Source organism: Nonomuraea phyllanthi (assembly GCF_006334985.2).
Classification (GTDB): Bacteria; Actinomycetota; Actinomycetes; order Streptosporangiales; family Streptosporangiaceae; genus Nonomuraea; species Nonomuraea phyllanthi.
Genome location: NZ_VDLX02000020.1, coordinates 19,848 through 36,891 on the forward strand (window position 1 = coordinate 19,848; position 17,044 = coordinate 36,891).

13 protein-coding genes and 1 tRNA gene are annotated in these 17,044 nt (G+C 71.7%); 11 read left to right on the forward strand and 3 right to left on the reverse strand.

Annotation, left to right across the window (positions count from 1 at the left end; genetic code table 11):
* The first annotated feature begins 27 nt into the window (after window positions 1-27).
* From proB to FH608_RS39550, 4 genes are all read left to right on the forward strand, one after another.
* Window positions 28-1,146: a glutamate 5-kinase gene (proB, locus tag FH608_RS39540; RefSeq protein WP_394367729.1), complete on the forward strand. Its 1,119-nt coding sequence runs from the start codon at window positions 28-30 to the stop codon at window positions 1,144-1,146.
* Window positions 1,147-1,164: 18 nt separating this feature from the next.
* Entirely contained in the window at window positions 1,165-2,439 is a 1,275-nt protein-coding gene (locus tag FH608_RS39545; protein WP_139635554.1) for a glutamate-5-semialdehyde dehydrogenase, read from the forward strand.
* A 50-nt stretch (window positions 2,440-2,489) separates the two neighbouring features.
* Window positions 2,490-2,666 (forward strand): hypothetical protein, encoded by a 177-nt coding sequence (locus tag FH608_RS51925; protein WP_193318884.1) that lies wholly within the window; start codon window positions 2,490-2,492, stop codon window positions 2,664-2,666.
* A gap of 82 nt (window positions 2,667-2,748) precedes the next feature.
* Complete coding sequence (locus FH608_RS39550; RefSeq protein WP_139635555.1) at window positions 2,749-4,656, forward strand: serine/threonine protein kinase; 1,908 nt, start codon at window positions 2,749-2,751, stop codon at window positions 4,654-4,656.
* 134 nt (window positions 4,657-4,790) lie between these two features.
* Here the strand turns inward: FH608_RS39550 and FH608_RS39555 are convergent, their stop codons facing one another.
* Entirely contained in the window at window positions 4,791-5,822 is a 1,032-nt protein-coding gene (locus FH608_RS39555; protein ID WP_394367730.1) for a M48 family metallopeptidase, read from the reverse strand.
* 87 nt (window positions 5,823-5,909) lie between these two features.
* On the opposite strand from FH608_RS39555, the gene nadD reads away from it, so the two are divergent.
* The 5 genes from nadD (at window position 5,910) to FH608_RS39580 (ending at window position 9,585) form a co-directional block, all read left to right on the forward strand.
* Entirely contained in the window at window positions 5,910-6,527 is a 618-nt protein-coding gene (nadD, locus tag FH608_RS39560) for a nicotinate-nucleotide adenylyltransferase (RefSeq protein WP_139635557.1), read from the forward strand.
* A 107-nt stretch (window positions 6,528-6,634) separates the two neighbouring features.
* Window positions 6,635-7,030 carry a ribosome silencing factor gene (rsfS, locus tag FH608_RS39565; RefSeq protein WP_139635558.1) on the forward strand — a complete coding sequence of 132 codons (396 nt, stop codon included), beginning with the start codon at window positions 6,635-6,637 and terminating at the stop codon, window positions 7,028-7,030.
* Between the two features lie 49 nt (window positions 7,031-7,079).
* Window positions 7,080-7,709, forward strand: coding sequence for a histidine phosphatase family protein (locus FH608_RS39570; RefSeq protein WP_193318885.1), 630 nt, complete (start codon window positions 7,080-7,082; stop codon window positions 7,707-7,709).
* Between the two features lie 134 nt (window positions 7,710-7,843).
* A tRNA-Ala gene (locus FH608_RS39575) sits at window positions 7,844-7,916 on the forward strand.
* A 349-nt stretch (window positions 7,917-8,265) separates the two neighbouring features.
* Window positions 8,266-9,585 (forward strand): hypothetical protein, encoded by a 1,320-nt coding sequence (locus tag FH608_RS39580; RefSeq protein ID WP_139635560.1) that lies wholly within the window; start codon window positions 8,266-8,268, stop codon window positions 9,583-9,585.
* Between the two features lie 285 nt (window positions 9,586-9,870).
* On the opposite strand, the gene FH608_RS39585 is transcribed toward FH608_RS39580, so the two are convergent.
* Entirely contained in the window at window positions 9,871-13,692 is a 3,822-nt protein-coding gene (locus FH608_RS39585; protein ID WP_139635561.1) for a S8 family serine peptidase, read from the reverse strand.
* Window positions 13,693-13,812: 120 nt separating this feature from the next.
* Window positions 13,813-15,114: an extracellular catalytic domain type 1 short-chain-length polyhydroxyalkanoate depolymerase gene (locus FH608_RS39590; RefSeq protein ID WP_317135606.1), complete on the reverse strand. Its 1,302-nt coding sequence runs from the start codon at window positions 15,112-15,114 to the stop codon at window positions 13,813-13,815.
* A gap of 273 nt (window positions 15,115-15,387) precedes the next feature.
* Between FH608_RS39590 and FH608_RS39595 the strand changes: the two genes are divergently transcribed.
* Window positions 15,388-16,326: a GNAT family N-acetyltransferase gene (locus tag FH608_RS39595; RefSeq protein ID WP_139635563.1), complete on the forward strand. Its 939-nt coding sequence runs from the start codon at window positions 15,388-15,390 to the stop codon at window positions 16,324-16,326.
* Window positions 16,323-17,033, forward strand: coding sequence for a PIG-L deacetylase family protein (locus FH608_RS39600; protein WP_139635564.1), 711 nt, complete (start codon window positions 16,323-16,325; stop codon window positions 17,031-17,033). The genes FH608_RS39595 and FH608_RS39600 overlap by 4 nt, the downstream gene beginning before the upstream one ends.
* Window positions 17,034-17,044: the final 11 nt, after the last annotated feature.

The window sequence follows — 17,044 nt, forward strand, 5'->3', positions numbered from 1 at the left end:
AGTTCGAGCTCGGATAGGCTGCGAGACGTGCGGGAACAGATCAGCTCAGCGTCGAAGGTCGTTGTCAAGGTCGGCTCCTCCTCGCTCACCACCCCCCAGGGCATGATCGACGTCGATCGGGTCGACGCCCTCGTGGACGTGCTGGCGGCGCGGCGCCGTACCGGGACGCAGATCGTCCTGGTCTCCTCCGGGGCGATCGCGGCGGGCCTCGGCCCGCTCGGGCTGACGGCGCGACCGCGCGACCTGGCCACCCAGCAGGCGGCCGCCTCCGTCGGGCAGGGCGTGCTCGTCGCCCGCTACACCTCCTCCTTCGCCCGCTACTCCCTGCGCGTCGGCCAGGTGCTGCTGACCGCCGACGACATGATGCGGCGCGCGCACCACGCCAACGCCCAGCGCACGCTCGCGCGGCTGCTGGAGCTCGGCATCGTGCCGATCGTCAACGAGAACGACACCGTCGCCACCGACGAGATCCGCTTCGGCGACAACGACCGGCTGGCCGCGCTGGTGTCGCACCTGATCCACGCGGACGCGCTCGTGCTGCTGTCGGACGTCGACGCGCTCTACGACGGGCCGCCGAGCCGCAGCGGGTCGCGGCGCCTGGCCGAGATCCGCGGGCCAGAAGACCTGGTCGGCGTCGAGCTCGGCAAGAGCGGCGCGGCGGTCGGCACCGGCGGCATGGTGACCAAGGTGCAGGCCGCCAGGATCGCGACGGAGGCGGGCGTGCCCGTGGTGCTCACCGCGGCCGCCCACGCGGCCCAGGCGCTGGGCGGGGCCGACGTCGGCACCTACTTCCACCCCGGCGGCCGGCACCCCGGCACGCGCCTGCTCTGGCTCGCCCACGCCACCACCGGGCGCGGCCGGCTCCACCTCGACCAGGGCGCGGTCGAGGCCATCGTGGCGCGGCGCAAGTCGCTGCTGCCGGCCGGGGTGACGTCGGTGGAGGGCGAGTTCGCGGCCGGCGATCCGGTCGACCTGTGCGAGCCCCGGGGCGGCGTGGTGGCGCGCGGCCTGGTGAACTTCGACGCCACCGAGATCCCCGGCCTGCTCGGCCGCTCCACCAGGGAGCTGGCCAGCGCGCTCGGTCCGGAATATGAACGCGAGCTCATCCACCGTGACGACATCGTCATACTGGAAGCCCACAACTAGTCCCGGGAAGCGGAAGCCATGAGCACAGAGTTCCTGAAGGTCGCCCACGCGGCACGAGAGGCCGCCGCCGAGCTGGCCCCGCTGCCGCGGGCGCCCAAGGATCGGGCACTGCGCGCGGTCGCCGACGCCCTGGAGGCGCACGCGGCCTGGATCGTCGCGGCCAACGCCGAGGACGTCGCGCGGGCCAGGGCGCAGGGCACCTCGGAGGCGATGATCGACCGGCTGCGCCTCGACGAGGCCAGGGTCGCCGCCGTGGCCGAGGCGGTGCGCGAGGTGGCCGACCTGCCCGACCCGGTGGGCGAGGTCGTCCGCGGCTCGACCCTGCCCAACGGCCTGGAGCTGCGCCAGGTCAGGGTGCCGCTGGGCGTCATCGGCATCATCTACGAGGGCCGTCCCAACGTCACCGTCGACGCCGCCGCGCTCTGCCTCAAGAGCGGCAACGCGGCGCTGCTGCGCGGCTCCTCCAGCGCCTACTCGTCCAACACCGCCCTAGTCAAGGTCATGCAGGACGCGCTGGAGGGCACCGAGGTGCCCGCCGGAGCCGTCCAGCTCGTGCCCGGGCTCAGCCGCGACTCGGTCAAGGAGCTCATGCGGGCCCGCGGCCTGGTCGACGTGCTCATCCCGCGCGGCGGCGCGTCCCTGATCAACTCGGTGGTCGAGGAGTCGACGGTGCCGGTCATCGAGACCGGCGTCGGCAACTGCCACGTCTACGTCGACGCCGAGGCCGACCTCGACCTGGCCCTGCAGATCCTGGTCAACTCCAAGGCGCAGCGGCCGTCGGTGTGCAACGCGGCCGAGACGTTCCTCGTGCACGAGGACGTCGCCGGCGCGTTCGTGCCGCGGGCGCTGGCGGCGCTCGCGGAGGCGGGCGTGACCGTGCACGGTGACGAGCGCATCGCCGCGCACGGCACCGGCGTCGTGCCCGCCACCGAGGACGACTTCTACGCCGAATTCCTCTCGCTCGACATCGCCGCCGCCGTCGTCGGCTCGCTGGAGGAGGCGGTGGCCCACATCAGGAAGTACGGCTCCGCCCACACCGACGCGATCGTCACCAGGTCGCAGCGGGCGGCGCGCAGGTTCGTCGCGCTGGTCGACTCGGCGGCCGTGGCGGTCAACGCCTCGACCAGGTTCACCGACGGCGCCGAGTTCGGGTTCGGGGCGGAGATCGGCATCTCCACGCAGAAGCTGCACGCCCGCGGCCCGATGGGGCTGCCCGAGCTCACCTCCACCAAGTGGATCTATACCGGTGAGGGGCATTTGCGCACGTCAGAGGGCACGGTGGTGCCCGGTTAGTCGGCGTGTCGGCCTGACCGGCGCCGTGCGCCACGGGTTGACTGGGAGACATGGAGATCGTCGTCGCCCTTGTCTTCTCGGCCGCCGTGCTGCTCGGCGCCGACCGGTTGCTGCTCTGGCTGGAGAGCCGGGGTCACGTCAACTGGCGCAGGAAGGGCCGCAGGCAACTGTCGGACGCGCCCACAGCCGAGCTCGACAGCATGCTCTCCGACCACACTCGTCGATAATCCTTCGGCGTGCCTCAAGCGTCGACTCGCATCCCAGCGCTAGGGTTGTGTCCCTTATGGGCGCGCCGGGCGGGGAGGGACGGTGAGCAAGCTCGGCAAGGTCGGGCCGTACACCCTGGTCGAGCGGCTTGGCCGAGGCGGCATGGGCGAGGTCTACCTCGCGACCACCCGCCGCAACGAGCGCGTCGCGCTCAAGGTCCTGCATGACCTGGCCGAGGACCAGACCTCCCGCGTGAGGCTGGAGCGGGAGGTCAGAGCGCTGCGCAGGGTCGAGAGCCCGTACGTCGCCAAGGTGCTCGACGCGGACCTGAACTGTGCCCGGCCGTACCTGGTCATGGAGCACATCGAGGGCGTCACGCTTCTCGACCGCGTGCGCCAGAGCGGGCCGCTCGACGTCTCCCAGCTCGTCGACATGGCGCAGGGAATCGCCGCGGCCCTCGCGATCATCCACGCGGCCGGGGTCGTGCACCGCGACCTCAAGCCCGGCAACATCATCATGGGCACCGAGGGGCCGGTGCTCATCGACTTCGGCATCGCGCAGGTGCTCGACGCGACCCGGCTCACCATGACTGGCACGTTCCTGGGCACGCCCGGCTACACCGCGCCGGAGATCTTCGCCGACGAGCAGGTCGATTCGCCCGCCGACGTGCACGCCTGGGCGGCGACGGTGGCGTTCGCCGCGACGGGGCGGCCGACGTTCGGGCGGGGGACGGCCGAGGCGCAGATGTACGCGGTGCTGAACGGGCAGGCCGACCTCAAGGGCGTGCCCGTGGAGCTGCTGCCCCTCGTACGCGCCGCGCTCAACAGGGAGCCGGGCAAGCGGCCCACGGCGGCGCTGCTGGCCGACCGGCTGTCGCGGCTGGCCAGGGCGACCAGCGCGGCCGAGCCCGAGCCCGTCGCGGACGAGGGCAAGGCGGGCCGGGTCGCCACCGAGGAGGGGAGCAAGTCCGCACGGAGCCGGGCGAACACGGACGGCAAGGTGCCGGCGCCGCGTACGCGCTCGAACACGGACGGAAAGGGATCGGCCTCGCGCGCCTCCGGCGTGAACGGGAAGGGATCCGCGTCCCGTACCTCGTCGACCGGCGACGGGAAGGGCGCGGGAACGCGCAACCGTGGCGGGGCCGAGGCACGCAGCCGGTCCGGCGGGACCGACGCCCGCGGCCGGGCCGGAGGTACGGAGGCGCGAGGCCGCTCCGGCGGGGCGGACGCGGCCCCTGCACCACGTGGCCGTGCCGGGACCGACGGTAAGGGCGCGGCGGCGGCGCGCGGGCGTACCGGCACCGACGGGAAGGGCGCGGCGGTCCGGAGCAGGGCCGAGGTGCCCGCGCCGCGGGGCCGCGCCGCCGGGGAGCCGAAGGACGCCCTCATGCGGTCGAAGATGCCCGCGCCCCGTCAGCGCACGACGACAGCCGCCGCCAGGAGCAGGACACAGGCGCGCGGCCGGTCGGGGCTCAGGGCCCAGTCGGCCACCACGCTGCCCGCGGGCAACGGCGCGCTGCTGCTGCTCGCCGTGCTGGCCGTGCCGTGCGTGGTGACGTCGGTGATCTGGCCGATCGCCTCCATCGCCATCACCGCGGTGTTCGTGGTGCTGACCCGGACGCTCTGGATGGGCCACTGGATGGTGCACAAGCGCGCCTCGCGGCGCGTCCGGGTGGTGCTGCGCGTGCTGCTCTTCCCGTTTGCCCTGGTGGCGGCGGTCGCGACCGCCGCGGTGTGGCCTGGTGTGCCGGTCGCGCTGGCGGCGGGTGGCGCGCTCTGGGTGACCGGCGGCGGAGTGATCGACTCCGACTGGTGGCAGCAGCCCGCTCCCGTCACGGTGGCGGGCGTGGTGTTCGGGATGCTGTGCGGCGGTTTCGCCGGCCGTGAGATCGAACGGATCGGGCATCGGCTGCCCGATCTGCGCAGGGAGGGGCTGCGCGCGCTGGCCGTGCTGGGCGGGTTCGTCGCCCTGTGCGCGGCCGCCGTGCGCGCGATCGCGTTGCTGCTCTGACGTGTGGAGCCGTCGCCCTGGCCGCCCGGCGCCGTCGCGTCGCTGCTCTTACCCGCCGCGCCCGGGGTCGTCGCCGGCCGCGGCGGGTCGTCGCGGCCGATCAAGCGGATCGGCCGCGTACGGCGGTGCGGCGGTCAGCCCTGGCCGCCGTCGCGGCGGGAGAAGCGGTTGAAGATGCGCTCGCCCGCGTTGACCGCGCCCTCGGCCACATCGCGCAGCACGCCGATGAACGGGTCCTGCGACTGCGACCAGGACGCGCGGTAGGACTCGGCCGCCGCCTTGATCTCGTCGGTCACTCGTGCGTTGGAGTCGTCCTCCCTGCGCGGGTAGTCGCCGCCCAGGATGCGGTCGTACTCGCCGCTGCGCTGCCACTTGTCCAGCTCGGCGACGCGCACCACCGCGAACGGGTGGGTGGTGCCGAGCAGGTTGAGCACCTTGAGGAAGCCGTCGCGAAGGTCGCCCGCGGTGTCGTATTCCTGGTACTGCTCCAGGAACGCCTCGATGTTCATCTCGTGGGTGTAGTCGCCGCCGGCCAGCTTCATCAGCGCGCGCTTGGCCGCCTCGGGATCCTGGCCGACGAGCAGGCCGCCGCGGTCGGAGGACAGCTCGGACTTGCGGTACCACTCCTCCAGGCCCGCGACGATCGCCCGCAGGCCGATGTAGCCGAGCGGGATCCACGCGACGCGGGCGGCGAGCATGGTGAGGATGTCGAGCATCGTCCGGTAGACCGCGTGACCCGACAGGATGTGCGAGGTCTCGTGGCCGATGACGAAGCGCTGCTCCTCCTCGTTCATGAGGTTGAGCAGACCGGTGGTCACGACGATGAACGGGTCGTCGAAGCCGATCGCCTTGGCCTGGACCCGCGGGTCCTGCTGAATGTAGATCTCCGGGATCCGGTGCAGGTCGAGGGTGTAGGCGGCATCGCGGCCCATGTCGTAGATGGAGCGGAACTGGGTCTCGCTCACGCGTACGGCCGAAGCCAGGTACATCAGGCGCAGCCGGCGCTCGCTGACGAGGCCGGACATTTGCTTGAGGACCGTGTCGAACCCACTCAACTTACGCAGAGCGACCAGGGCGGACCGGTCTGCGGGGTGTTCGTAGGCTCGGGACGAGATGCCGGGCAGTTGGACGCGGTTGCGGTCCGGGGTGGTCGTCATGCCCGGCATGCTACGTCCGCAAGGGAAGCGATGCGCGGTCATCACGAAGGGGGGTGCCATCATGTTGTGGTGGAACGTCCGCGTAAGGTCCGGTTCATGATGAATGCGCCTGGTGTGCAGGGGAAGCGGCGAGTGGGGGTGATGGGTGGGACCTTCGACCCCATCCACCACGGCCACTTGGTGGCCGCCAGCGAGGTGGCTCACCACTTCGACCTGGACGAAGTCGTTTTCGTGCCGACCGGACGGCCGTACCAGAAGTCCGAGCGCGAGGTCTCGGCGGCGGAGGACCGCTACCTCATGACGGTCATCGCCACCGCGTCGAATCCGCGTTTCTCGGTGAGCAGGGTGGACGTGGACCGGCCAGGCCCCACATTCACTATCGACACTTTGCGCGATATTTCGGAAATTTACGGTCCTGGGGTGGACCTGTACTTCATCACCGGCGCCGACGCCCTCGGCGCCATCCTGGACTGGCAGAACGCCGACGAGCTGTTCGAGCTCGCCCACTTCGTCGGCTGCACCCGGCCGGGGCACACCCTGCACGACCCGGGGCTGCCGGAGGGCCGGGTGACCTTGCTGGAGATCCCCGCGCTCGCCATCTCGTCGTCGGAGTGCCGCCAGCGCGTGGCCAAGGGGGAGCCCATCTGGTACCTCGTGCCCGACGGCATCGTGCAGTACATCAACAAGCGGGGGCTCTACCACGGGGAAGGCTGAACGGGCGGCCGGACCGAGTTCCGTGCGCTCATGAGGAACGGTTTCGGTCTGGAAGGGTACCCTCAACGTATGGGCATGTTGCCGACACAGGAGGACAGACCCGCATCGTGACCGCATCTGACAGATCCGTCCAGCTCGTACGCATCGCCGCCGAGGCCGCGGCCGACAAGCTGGCCGATGACATCCTCGCCTACGACGTGAGCGACCAGCTCGTCATCACCGACGCCTTCCTGCTCTGCTCCGCCACCAACGACCGCCAGGTCCGCGCCATCGTCGACGAGATCGAAGAGCGGCTGCGCACGGAGGTGGACGCCAAGCCCGTGCGACGGGAGGGCGAGCGCGAGGGCCGCTGGGTGCTGCTCGACTACATCGACATCGTCGTGCACGTCCAGCACGAGGAAGACCGCACGTTCTACGCGCTCGAGCGCCTGTGGAAGGACTGTCCGGCCATCTCGCTGCCGGAGAGCGTCATGCAGGCCAACCTCCAGCGGGCCCGCGCGTGACCGGACCGGCATCTTTCACCTCACTCCCCGACACCCGTGAGGAATCCGCATGAGCAAGCGGATCGTCTGCCTGCGCCACGGGCAGACCCTGTGGAACGTCGAGCGGCGCTTCCAGGGCCACTCCGACATCCCTCTCGACGAGACGGGCATGGCGCAGGCCGCCAGGGCCGCCTCGCTGCTCGCCTCGCTGCGGCCCACCCTGATCGTCTCGTCCGACCTGCAGCGCGCCAACGACACCGCGCTGGCGCTCGGCCGGCTCGTACGGCTCGACGTATCGGTGGACAAGGATCTCCGTGAGCGCGGCGGCGGCCAGTGGGAGGGGCTGACCCGCGAGGAGATCGCCGCGCGCTGGCCCGACGAGTACGTGAACTGGGAGGCGCCGGACGGCGAGCCCGTCGCCGACGTGGCCACCAGGGTGGCCGGCGCCATGCGACGGTGGGCGGCCAAGCTCGACGACGACGGGCTGCTGGTCGTGGCCTCCCACGGAGCCGCGCTCCGGCTCGGGATCTGCGAGCTGCTGGGGCTGCCCGAGCCGCTGTGGGCGGCGCTGGGCGGGCTCGGCAACTGCTCCTGGTCCGTGCTGCAGGAGGGCCGCAAGGGGTGGCGGCTGCTGGAGCACAACGCCGGGACGCTCCCGGAGCCCGTCAACAGCGACGACAGGCCCGAAGCCGTGGCATGAGCGGGCCCGTACGGTTCGGGGGCCGTACGCCCGCAGCCCGCTCCCGGTGCGGGCGCCGCGCCGATTAGGCGAAACGGCGCGGATGGCTATATGCTCTCCGAGCGCCGCAACGGGTGGTCTCGGAGCGGTGACCAGGGGCTATGGCGCAGTTGGTAGCGCGCCTCCATGGCATGGAGGAGGTCTGGGGTTCGAATCCCCATAGCTCCACCCGCATGATCGAACCGTGATCTCATTGTCGGGTGTTCACCTGACATCCCCGCGTCCCCGCCGTCCGTAGGCTCGCCATCCAGCTGCGTACAGGCACGGGGGGCAAGCAATGTATTCGCCGTATCCGCCATCCCAGGGGCAGGGGAGTCCGGGACCGCCCCCAGGGCCGGGCCCGCGTTACGGCGGCCCGCCGGGGCAGGGCGGTCCGGGCGGTCCACCGGGGCAGGGCGGGCCCCAAGGCGTCTGGCAGCCTCCGCAACGTCCGCAGCACCCCCAGCCTCCCCAGGCTCCCCGGCACAGAGGGGGTGGCGGTGGCGGGAAGGGGCCGCTGATCGTCGTCATCGTCGCCGTGGTCGGGGTCGTCCTGGTCGGCGCGCTGGCAGGTGGCTGGCTGCTCCTGCGGGGCGGCGCCGGCCGCGGCCCGCAGGATCCGCCCGACCTCTCCGAGCGCGTGCGGCGCGGCAGCCCGTCCCGGTCGCCGTCACCGGCGGCCGGGGCGGTGAAGCTGCGCCCGGTCACCGGCGACCAGCTGTGCGCCGCCGTCCCCGACAGCCTCCGCAAGAGCCTGGTCAGCGACGGCAAGTACGGCGGGAGGGACGCGGCCACGCAGGCCGCCTCCGCGACCGAGAAGCGGGCGTCCTGCGGGTGGCGCAACAGCAAGATGGACGTCGGCGACGGCGTCATCGGCTACCGGACGCTGACGATCTCCGTGGAGGCCGAGAGCACCGACAGCCAGAACGCGGTCGAGCACGCCAAGAAGGAGTTCGACAGCGACGAGAAGGCGAACGAGCGGCGGGTCAACGTCCGGGATGGCAGGCGGACCGACGGGAAGACCACCGGCTCGGCGTTCGGCGAGCTCAAGCCGCTGACGTACGGGGACGCCTCGTACAGCCAGAGCTCGATCGGGCTCAGCGGCCTCAAGGCCACCGTGTACGTCCGGCAGGGGCCCTGGCTGATCGAGGTCTCCTACGGCGGCAGCAACCGGAGCGGCGCCAAGTACCCCACGGGCGACGAGGTGCGGGCCGCGGCCGGCAAGGTCGCCGACCGCGTCACGGCGGAGATGGCCAAGGACGCCGGGAAGGTGAAGATCACCGGGCCGTGCGGGACCATCACGGCAGGGAACGTCGAGTCGGCGTTCTTCCCCACCGCCGAGGGGCCGTCCGTCGGCGGCACCGACGGCCGCGTCCAGCAGGTCACCTGCGCCTGGAAGATCAGCGAGGCGGTCGAGCACGAGCCGGGCCAGGAGTACACCACGCGAGGTGGCACGTTCCGCGTCCACCTGGTCGACTGGGGCGACGACGAGGGGGCGGCGTTCCAGTTCGACCGCGACGCCAAGAAGTACGACCGCTACCGGGCCAAGGGCGGCATCGGCAACAGCGTCAGCCACACCGACTTCGAGGCCCGACGGCAGCTGTCCGGGCTCGGCGACAAGGCGTTCGCCGTGGTGTCCACCACCACCAGGCCGGGCGAACCGGAGGAGGAGCCCAGGCGGGAGGTCCTGATCGAAGTGCTGATCGGTGAGCGGACGGTCGAGTTCACCTTCGGCGGCACGACGACCGGCGGGGGCATCGTCGGCGCGCCCGGCTACCGGCCGCCCGCCCTCGACCCGTCCGCGGCGCAGGCGGCCATGACCCGGTTGGCCGGGAAATTCCTGGCCGGGCTGAAATGACCGCAGGCGTCGGCCACGACCCGGTCTGCGGTGAGCGCCGGCGGCCCTCACGCGGCCGGTCTGTGGTGAGCGCCGGTGGAACGCGTGGCCGGTGGGCGATGAGTGCCGGTGGTGCGAGTGTGGCCGGTGTGCGGTGAGTGCCGGTGGTCCGCGTGTGGCCGGTCTGTGGTGAGTCTGGTGGTGCGCTGTGGCCGGTGTGTAGTGAGTGCCGGTGGTCCGCGTGAGGCCGGTCTGTGATGAGCCCGCCGGCGGCGGCCAGGGGTCCGTGGCCGCCGCCGGTGTCGCCTACCTCAGGGCGTACGCCCGGTCGATGGTCTGGGTGGTCGAGGCGCCCGACCGGTCCGACGCCGTGACCCGAAGCGACACGAAGCCGCTGGTCTGCGCGAGCGCGGGATGCCGCAGTCCCACCCGGAACCGGCCGTCGCCGTGCCTCCTGACGCGCCGGGCCTCCTGCCAGGTCGCCCCGTCGTCCACGGAGTACTCGACGGTGACCCGCTTGACGGACGGCGCCCCGCGCACGCCGGAGTGCGCGCCCGCCCGTACCTCGAAGGCGAAATCGCGCCCGGCCGGGGCCCGGTTCAGCAGGTCGAGCGGCAGGTCGTACCGGAGCTGGACGGCCGGCTGGAACGCGCAGCCGCCGCCGAACGAGCACGTGTACCCCCGGGGTGCCCCGGAGGACGACGCTCCCGTCGAGGTGAACGACGAGGTGGTCGTGACCTTGCCGGACAGGGGGCGCCCGGAGGTGTCCACGGCCTCCAGCCGGTAGTCACCGGATTCGCCGGGCACCGTGAACGACCGGGGCCGCCGCCCCTGCGCGGCCAGTTCCTGGCCGTCCACGAACAGCCTGGGCGCCGACGTGATCGGGCTCAGGTTGCTGTAGTGCCGGGGATCGGAGTCCAGCCACTGCTCGAAGGGCACGAACCGGTCGGCGTCGCGGCACGACGCGCACGGCACGGCGACCGGGTACCCCGAGGGCACGTCGGCGGCACCGGGCACCAGCGGCGCCTTGAACCACTGCTCGGAGACGCGCTTGTCGCGCCGCGTGAACCGGTCGTCGGAGCGCATGATCAGCCCGGCGTTGGTGATCGTGCGCGACCACACCACCTCGCCGGAGACGGGCCCGTAGTACTCGGTGCGGGCCAGCGGCATCGGCGTCGATCCGCCGTACACCAGGCGGCTCGGCTCCTCGGCGATCGCCGACTCGCCGTACACCCAGCCGCTCGTGCCGGGTGCGTCGGCGTGGTAGGCGACGTCGACCCGCGTCAGGTCCTTCATGCGGACCTTCTCGGGCCGGGCGGGCACCTGCCCGCGCGTGTCGAAGCGCAGGTGGTAGACCTCCTCAGGCCCCGTGTACGGCTCCAGCCGCAGCGACACGGGACCGGCGTCCAGTGCGGAGCGCAGCGCCCGCCCCTCGCCGGCGCTCACGCCCAGCCGCAGGAACGAGCCCAGCGGCACCCGGGGGCGCCCACCGTCGACGTCGAGGAAGCCGATGATGCCCGCCGCGCCCCGGTTGGAGGCCTCCCTGGCGGCGTCGTCCATCTGGGCGCCCGCGTTGACGTAGCCGGTCTCGACCGGCACCCCGACCAGGACCACCTTGCCGGAGACGTCCGCGTTCGCGAAGTCCTCCGGGCGCCCCTGCCCGACGGAGACGACGGGGTAGGTGGCGGGAGCCGTCAGGCTCTCCATGGCCTCCAGGTCGTAGTCCGGATGCAGGCGCAGGCGGCCCGCGGTGGCGGAGGCGAGCGGCGGCGGTTCGAGGTTCCACTGGTGCGACAGCCGCACCTTGCCGGCCTTCACCGAGCGCATCGGCGTGACGTACAGCTCGTGGCCGCCGCCGGCGGCCGAGCCCCACAGCGAGACCGGGTTGGCGCGGTCGGTGAAGGTGCGCACGTAGTAGGCGGTCCCACCGCCGTCCAGCTCCTTCGGGGTGTCCGGTCTGAGCGGGACCGTCGTGCGGGCGTCCAGGGTGACCGTCCTGTCCCCGTCGAGACGCACGTTCTCGATCACCCAGCTGATCCGGTTGCTGATCCGGCTCTCGCCGGCGACGCCGATCACCTCGTAGTCCCCGGCGGGCAGGAAGAACTCCCCGTCGCCCGAGTAGTCGGTCTTCGCGTAGTAGTACCCGTACGGGTTGAACGGGTCGTCCGGGCTGTTCGTACGCTTCAGCGGGATCGCGTACACCATGGGCTCGGCCTGGTAGCCGGGGAAGAACTCCTTGGTGCCGTACGAGTTGACCAGCGACACCCCGAGCCGGTGCGTCTCAGGGCCGGTGTAGTAGCTGAACGGCGTGACCACCCGCACGTCGCCGGAGGCGGTGGCGGCGGTGACCCAGCCGCCGTAGGCGCCGATGGGCGCGGCGGCGGGGTCGACGGTGAGGGGGACGGTCGCGGTGCCGTTCGCGGGCACGGTCACGCTCTTCGCGCCCAGCGCGACGGCGCTCTCCGGGGCCGGGTCGCCGCTCCAGCCGCGCGTGAGGAGCGAGACGTCCAGCGTGACCGGCTCCGCGCCGGTGTTGCGGTAGGTGACCTGCTTGGTCGCGGGCTCGCCGATGAGCCGGAAGTCGACCACCGAGCTGGCGAAGACGGTCTGGGTGACCGCGCGGCGCACGTCCACCAGGCCGCTGCCCTGCTCGAACCAGTTGTGCGCGTCGTCGCGCCGCGCCGTCGAGGTGAGCGCGTCGCGCAGCTCGGCGGCCCGCCAGCCGGGGTGCTGCTGGGCCAGGACGGCGGCGGCGCCCGCCACGTGCGGCGTCGCCATGGAGGTGCCGCTGAACGTGGTGTAGCGGTCGTCGCCGGGGATACCGGGCAGCCTGGAGTCGGCCGAGCGGGCGGCGACGATGTCGACGCCGGGCGCGACGATGTTCGGCTTGACGGCCGCGTCGTCCAGCCTCGGCCCCTTGCTGGAGAAGTCGGCCAGCGTGGTGCCGGTCTCCTTGTCGACCGCGCCGACGGCGAGTGCCTCGTCGGCCGCCGCCGGCACGCTGATCGTGAGCGGGTCGGACTCGTTGCCGGCCGCCGTCACGAAGAGCGTCCCGTACTTCTCGGTGAGCTCGTTCAGCGCCTGGCTCATCGGGTCGGTGCCGTTGCCGCAGCAGGTGCCGAGGCTCATGTTGACCACGTCCGCGCCCTGCGTGGCCGCCCACTCCATGCCGGCGATGGCCCACGACCACTCGCCCTCGCCGCCGTCCCCGAGCACCTTGCCGACCATCAGGGACGCGGCGGGAGCGACGCCCCGGTACGTCGCGCCCGCGCCCGCGACGGTCGAGGCGACGTGCGTGCCGTGCCCGACCTTGTCGGCGATGCCGGCGGAGGTGGTGAAGTTCTCGGTGGCGACGATGCGCCCGGCGAAGTCCGGGTGGGTGGTGTCGATCCCGGTGTCGAGCACGGCGACCTTGACACCCTTGCCGTCGAAGCCGCGCTCCCATCCGGCCGGCGCGCCGATGAGCGGCACGCTCTTGTCGAGCGACGCCTTCGTCTTGCGGTCGAGCCAGATCTTGGCGATCCCGCCGCCGGAGAGCCGGTTGCCGGTGCGCAGCCCGGCCCAGAAGTCGTCCGCCTGGTCGGCGCGCACGCTCATCGCGGCGCCGTTGACGCTGTCGAGCACCCGGACGTTCCCGGCGGCCGGCAGGGCGCGGGCCGCGCTCGCGAGGGCGGCCGGGGCCGGGTCGCCCTGGTAGGTGACGAGCAGCGGGATCGCCTCGGCCCGCCGGTCCCGTGCCAGCGTCTCGACGTCGAACAGCTCCTCGTCCAGGGTGCCCGAGGCGACCATGGAGGCCGCGTCGGAGGGCATGACGAGGTAGCCGCCGTCCTTGCTGGGCAGCGTGGCGAACGTGACGCCGGCGCCGCCGGGCCGCGGGACCGGCCTGATGGCGACGGAGGGGACGCCGTCCTCTGATGCGGGCGGGGTGTACTCGACGACGTCGCCGGTGATGAGGGTGAGGGTGACGCTCGCGCCGGGCGCCTGCCCGGTCGGAGAGGTCGGTGCCTGCTGGGTCGCAGCGGGCTCGGTGGTCGCGGCCGCCGCCTGGTGGAGCGGCGAGAGACCGGCGGCGAGGACGAGCGCGAGGCCCGCCGTCACCGCCGATAACCGCTGGTGCGAATTGGACAAGATCTGCCCTTTCGGTCGTGACGGGAGCGCATCCGGGAGCGCTCCCAAATCTCCGAAGGGCAGTATCCATCACATGATCAACGGACGGAACCGCCCCGCCGCGGCGGCGGGGCGGCCTTGTCAGTCACAGGCGGCGCCGTTGAGGGTGAAGGCCGACGGCCGGGAGGTGTCGCCGGTGTGGGTGGCCTGGAAGCCGAACGAAGCGGACGCGCCGGGCGCGATCGTGCCGTTGTAGCTGACGTTCCTGGCCGTGACCTGCCCGCTGGAGGGCGAGATCGTGGCGTTCCACGCCTGCGTGACCGTCTGGCCGCCGGGCAGCGTGAAGGCCAGCGCCCAGGAGGAGAGCTGCGCGGTGCCGGTGTTGGTGACCGTGACGGCGGTCGTGAAGCCGGTGTTCCAGGAGTTCATCGTGTACGTGACGCGGCAGGCCCCCGCACCCGGCGTCGGGGTCGGCGTGGGGGTGGGGGTCGGGGTCGGGGTGGGCGTCGGGTTCGGGCCGGTGCCGTCGAGGCCGAAGAACGCGATGGTGGCGGCGGCCATCCCGCTCATCGGGAGGCTGTGGCCGACGCCCTGGACGCTGATCGCCTCGACCGGCGGCATCGTCCCGGTGCCGCCGTACCTGGTCCTGGTCCAGCCGGAGCGCGGCTGGTCGGTGCTGCTGGGCGTCTGGCTCAGGCCGTGGACATTCGTCCACTGCTTGATCTCCTCCTGGAAGTTCGGGTAGCGCAGGGTGGTGTCCTCGGTCCCGTGCCACACCTGCATGCGCGGCCGGGCGCCGCTGTAGCCGGGGTAGGCGCCGCGTACGAGGTCGCCCCACTGCTGCGGCGTCTTGACGACCTGGCCGTTGGCGCAGGCGCTGTTCCAGCTCGACCCGTCGGTGGTGGCGAAGCAGGCGAACGGCACGCCCATGTACGCCGAGCCGGCCTTGAAGACGTCGGGATAGTCGCCCAGCAGGACGTTCGTCATCATGCCGCCCGACGAGGCCCCGGTGACGAAGGTGCGGCCTGGGTCGGTGCCGTAACGCTGCTGGACGTACCTGACCATGGAGACGATGCCGACCGGGTCGCTGCCGCCGTCGTGCCGCAGCGCCTGCGGCGAGGAGACGTCGAAGCAGGAGCCGCTCCTCGTCGCGGACGGGTAGATCACGATGAACTTGTACCGGTCGGCCAGCGAGGCGAACTCCGTGCCGGAGTAGAAGGCCGGGCCGGAGCCCGTGCAGTAGTGCACGGCCACGAGCAGGGGCGGGCGGGACCCGACGCCGTCCGGGACGTACAGGTGCATGCGCAGGTTCGTCGGGTTCGTGCCGAAGCCGGTCACCTCTGTCAGCTGTGCCGAGGCGGCCGGTGGCGCCGTGATCAGCCCCATGACGATCAGCGTCACGGCGGCGATCAGGGCACCTGCTATCCGGGCTCTCATGATCATCGGGCTCCTCTCGTTCGCCTGAAACATTGCGAGTGTGAAATGAAAGTTTCGGCGGCGCAATCATGGCTGGTCGAGGCGGCTTGAGCCGAGTCGATGACCTGCGGCGGAGCGCAGTGGAGAGAGTGTGATCCGTGAAAGTTTCCGGGCCTCCGCGACGCAAAAGTTATTTTCTAGATGTGCGGCATCGAAGAAAATTAGTTCCTCAATCGTCTTGACCGGGCCGGTTTGACCTGGGAAAGCTGTGACACGAGAGCTAACGGGAAAGGACCCCCCATGGTCACCGTCCGCGCCTTCGCCGCCGGAGATGAGACCTCCCTCGTTCATGCCTGGAACCTCGGCATGCCGTCGGATCCCACCACCCCTGGCTGGTTCCGCGACTGCGTGCTGCTCGACCCGAACTTCGACCCCGAGGGCTTACGGGTCGCCGTCTCGGACGGCCGGGTGGTCGGCTGCGCGTACGCCGTACGCAGGCTGGCGCCCCTGGCCCCGGGGACCGACCTCGAGCCGGACACCGGCTGGATCCCGTTCTTCTTCGTCGTCCCGGAGCACCGGGGGAAGGGGCTCGGGAGGCGGCTCGTGGGCGAGGCGCTGGCGTTCCTGGAGAACACCGGCCGGACGAAGGTGGATTTTTCGTCTTATACGCCGAACTACGTCTTGCCAGGGGCGGACGCCGAGCTCTACCCCGACGGCTACCGGCTGCTGACCGGGCTCGGCTTCCAGACCCTCTACTCGCCGGTCGCCATGGACAGGACGCTCGTCGGCTACGCCACCCCCGACGAGGTGCACGAGCTGCGCGGCCGGCGCGAGCGGGAGGGGTACGCCTTCCGCAGCCCCACCGTGGGCGAACTGCCGGAGCTGATCCGCTTCGCGGCCGACGCCTTCAACCCCGACTGGGGAGAGGCGATCCGGCAGCACCGCGACCCCGCGCGCATCGTCATCGCGAAGAAGGAGCGCATCGTCGGGTTCGCCCTGTACGCGGCCTACCGCGGCATCCCCGAGCGCTTCGGCCCGTTCGGCGTCGACCCCGACCTGCGCGGCACCGGCCTCGGCAAGATCCTCCTCCATCTCACCATGACGATGATGCGCGCCGAAGGGCTCCACTCGTCGTGGTTCCTGTGGACCGGCGAGACCAGCCCGGCCGGCCACCTCTACACCAAAGCGGGCTACGAGATCACCAGGCGGTTCCACGTGATGAGGCGAGTCTCGGCATGACGCACGTTCTCGCGATCGGCGCCCACGCGGGCGACCTCGACCTGACGGCGGGCGCCGTGCTCGCCCAGCACGTCCTGCGCGGCGACCGGGCCACGCTCCTCCACCTCACGCTCGGCGAGCGCGGCCATCCCCGCATGTCCGTCCCCGACTACGCCAAGCAGAAGCGCGAGGAGGCCGAGACGTTCGCCCAGAAGATCGGCGCGGGCGTGCGCTTCCTCGACTACGAGGACGGCCTGCTGCCCGAGGACGAAGAGGTCAAGATGCGGGTCGGCGACCTCATCAGGGAGCTGCGGCCGGACGTCATCCTGACCCATTGGAGCGTGTCCATCCACAAGGATCACGCTCGTACGCACCGGATCGTCGAGGACGCCCGCTTCTACGGCGGGCTCAAGACGCTCGAACGAGAGCACCCCGCCTACTGGGCGAGCGAGCTCTACTACGCCGACAACTGGGAGGACGCCGAAGGGTTCGTCCCCGACGTGTTCGTCGAGCTGAGCGAGGAGGCGTACGAGATCTGGTCGGAGGCGATGACCGGATACGCCTACGCCAGAGGCGAGACCTACGGCTTCCCCTACGTCGAGTACTACCGCGCACTGACCATCGTGCGCGGCGCACCAGCCGGGTTCGGTCGCGCGCAGGCCTTCGCCGCGCCGAAGGGTTCGCGCGACCTCCGGACGAAGTATTTCGGAAAGGCATCCCCCCATTGAGCAGGCCCCTG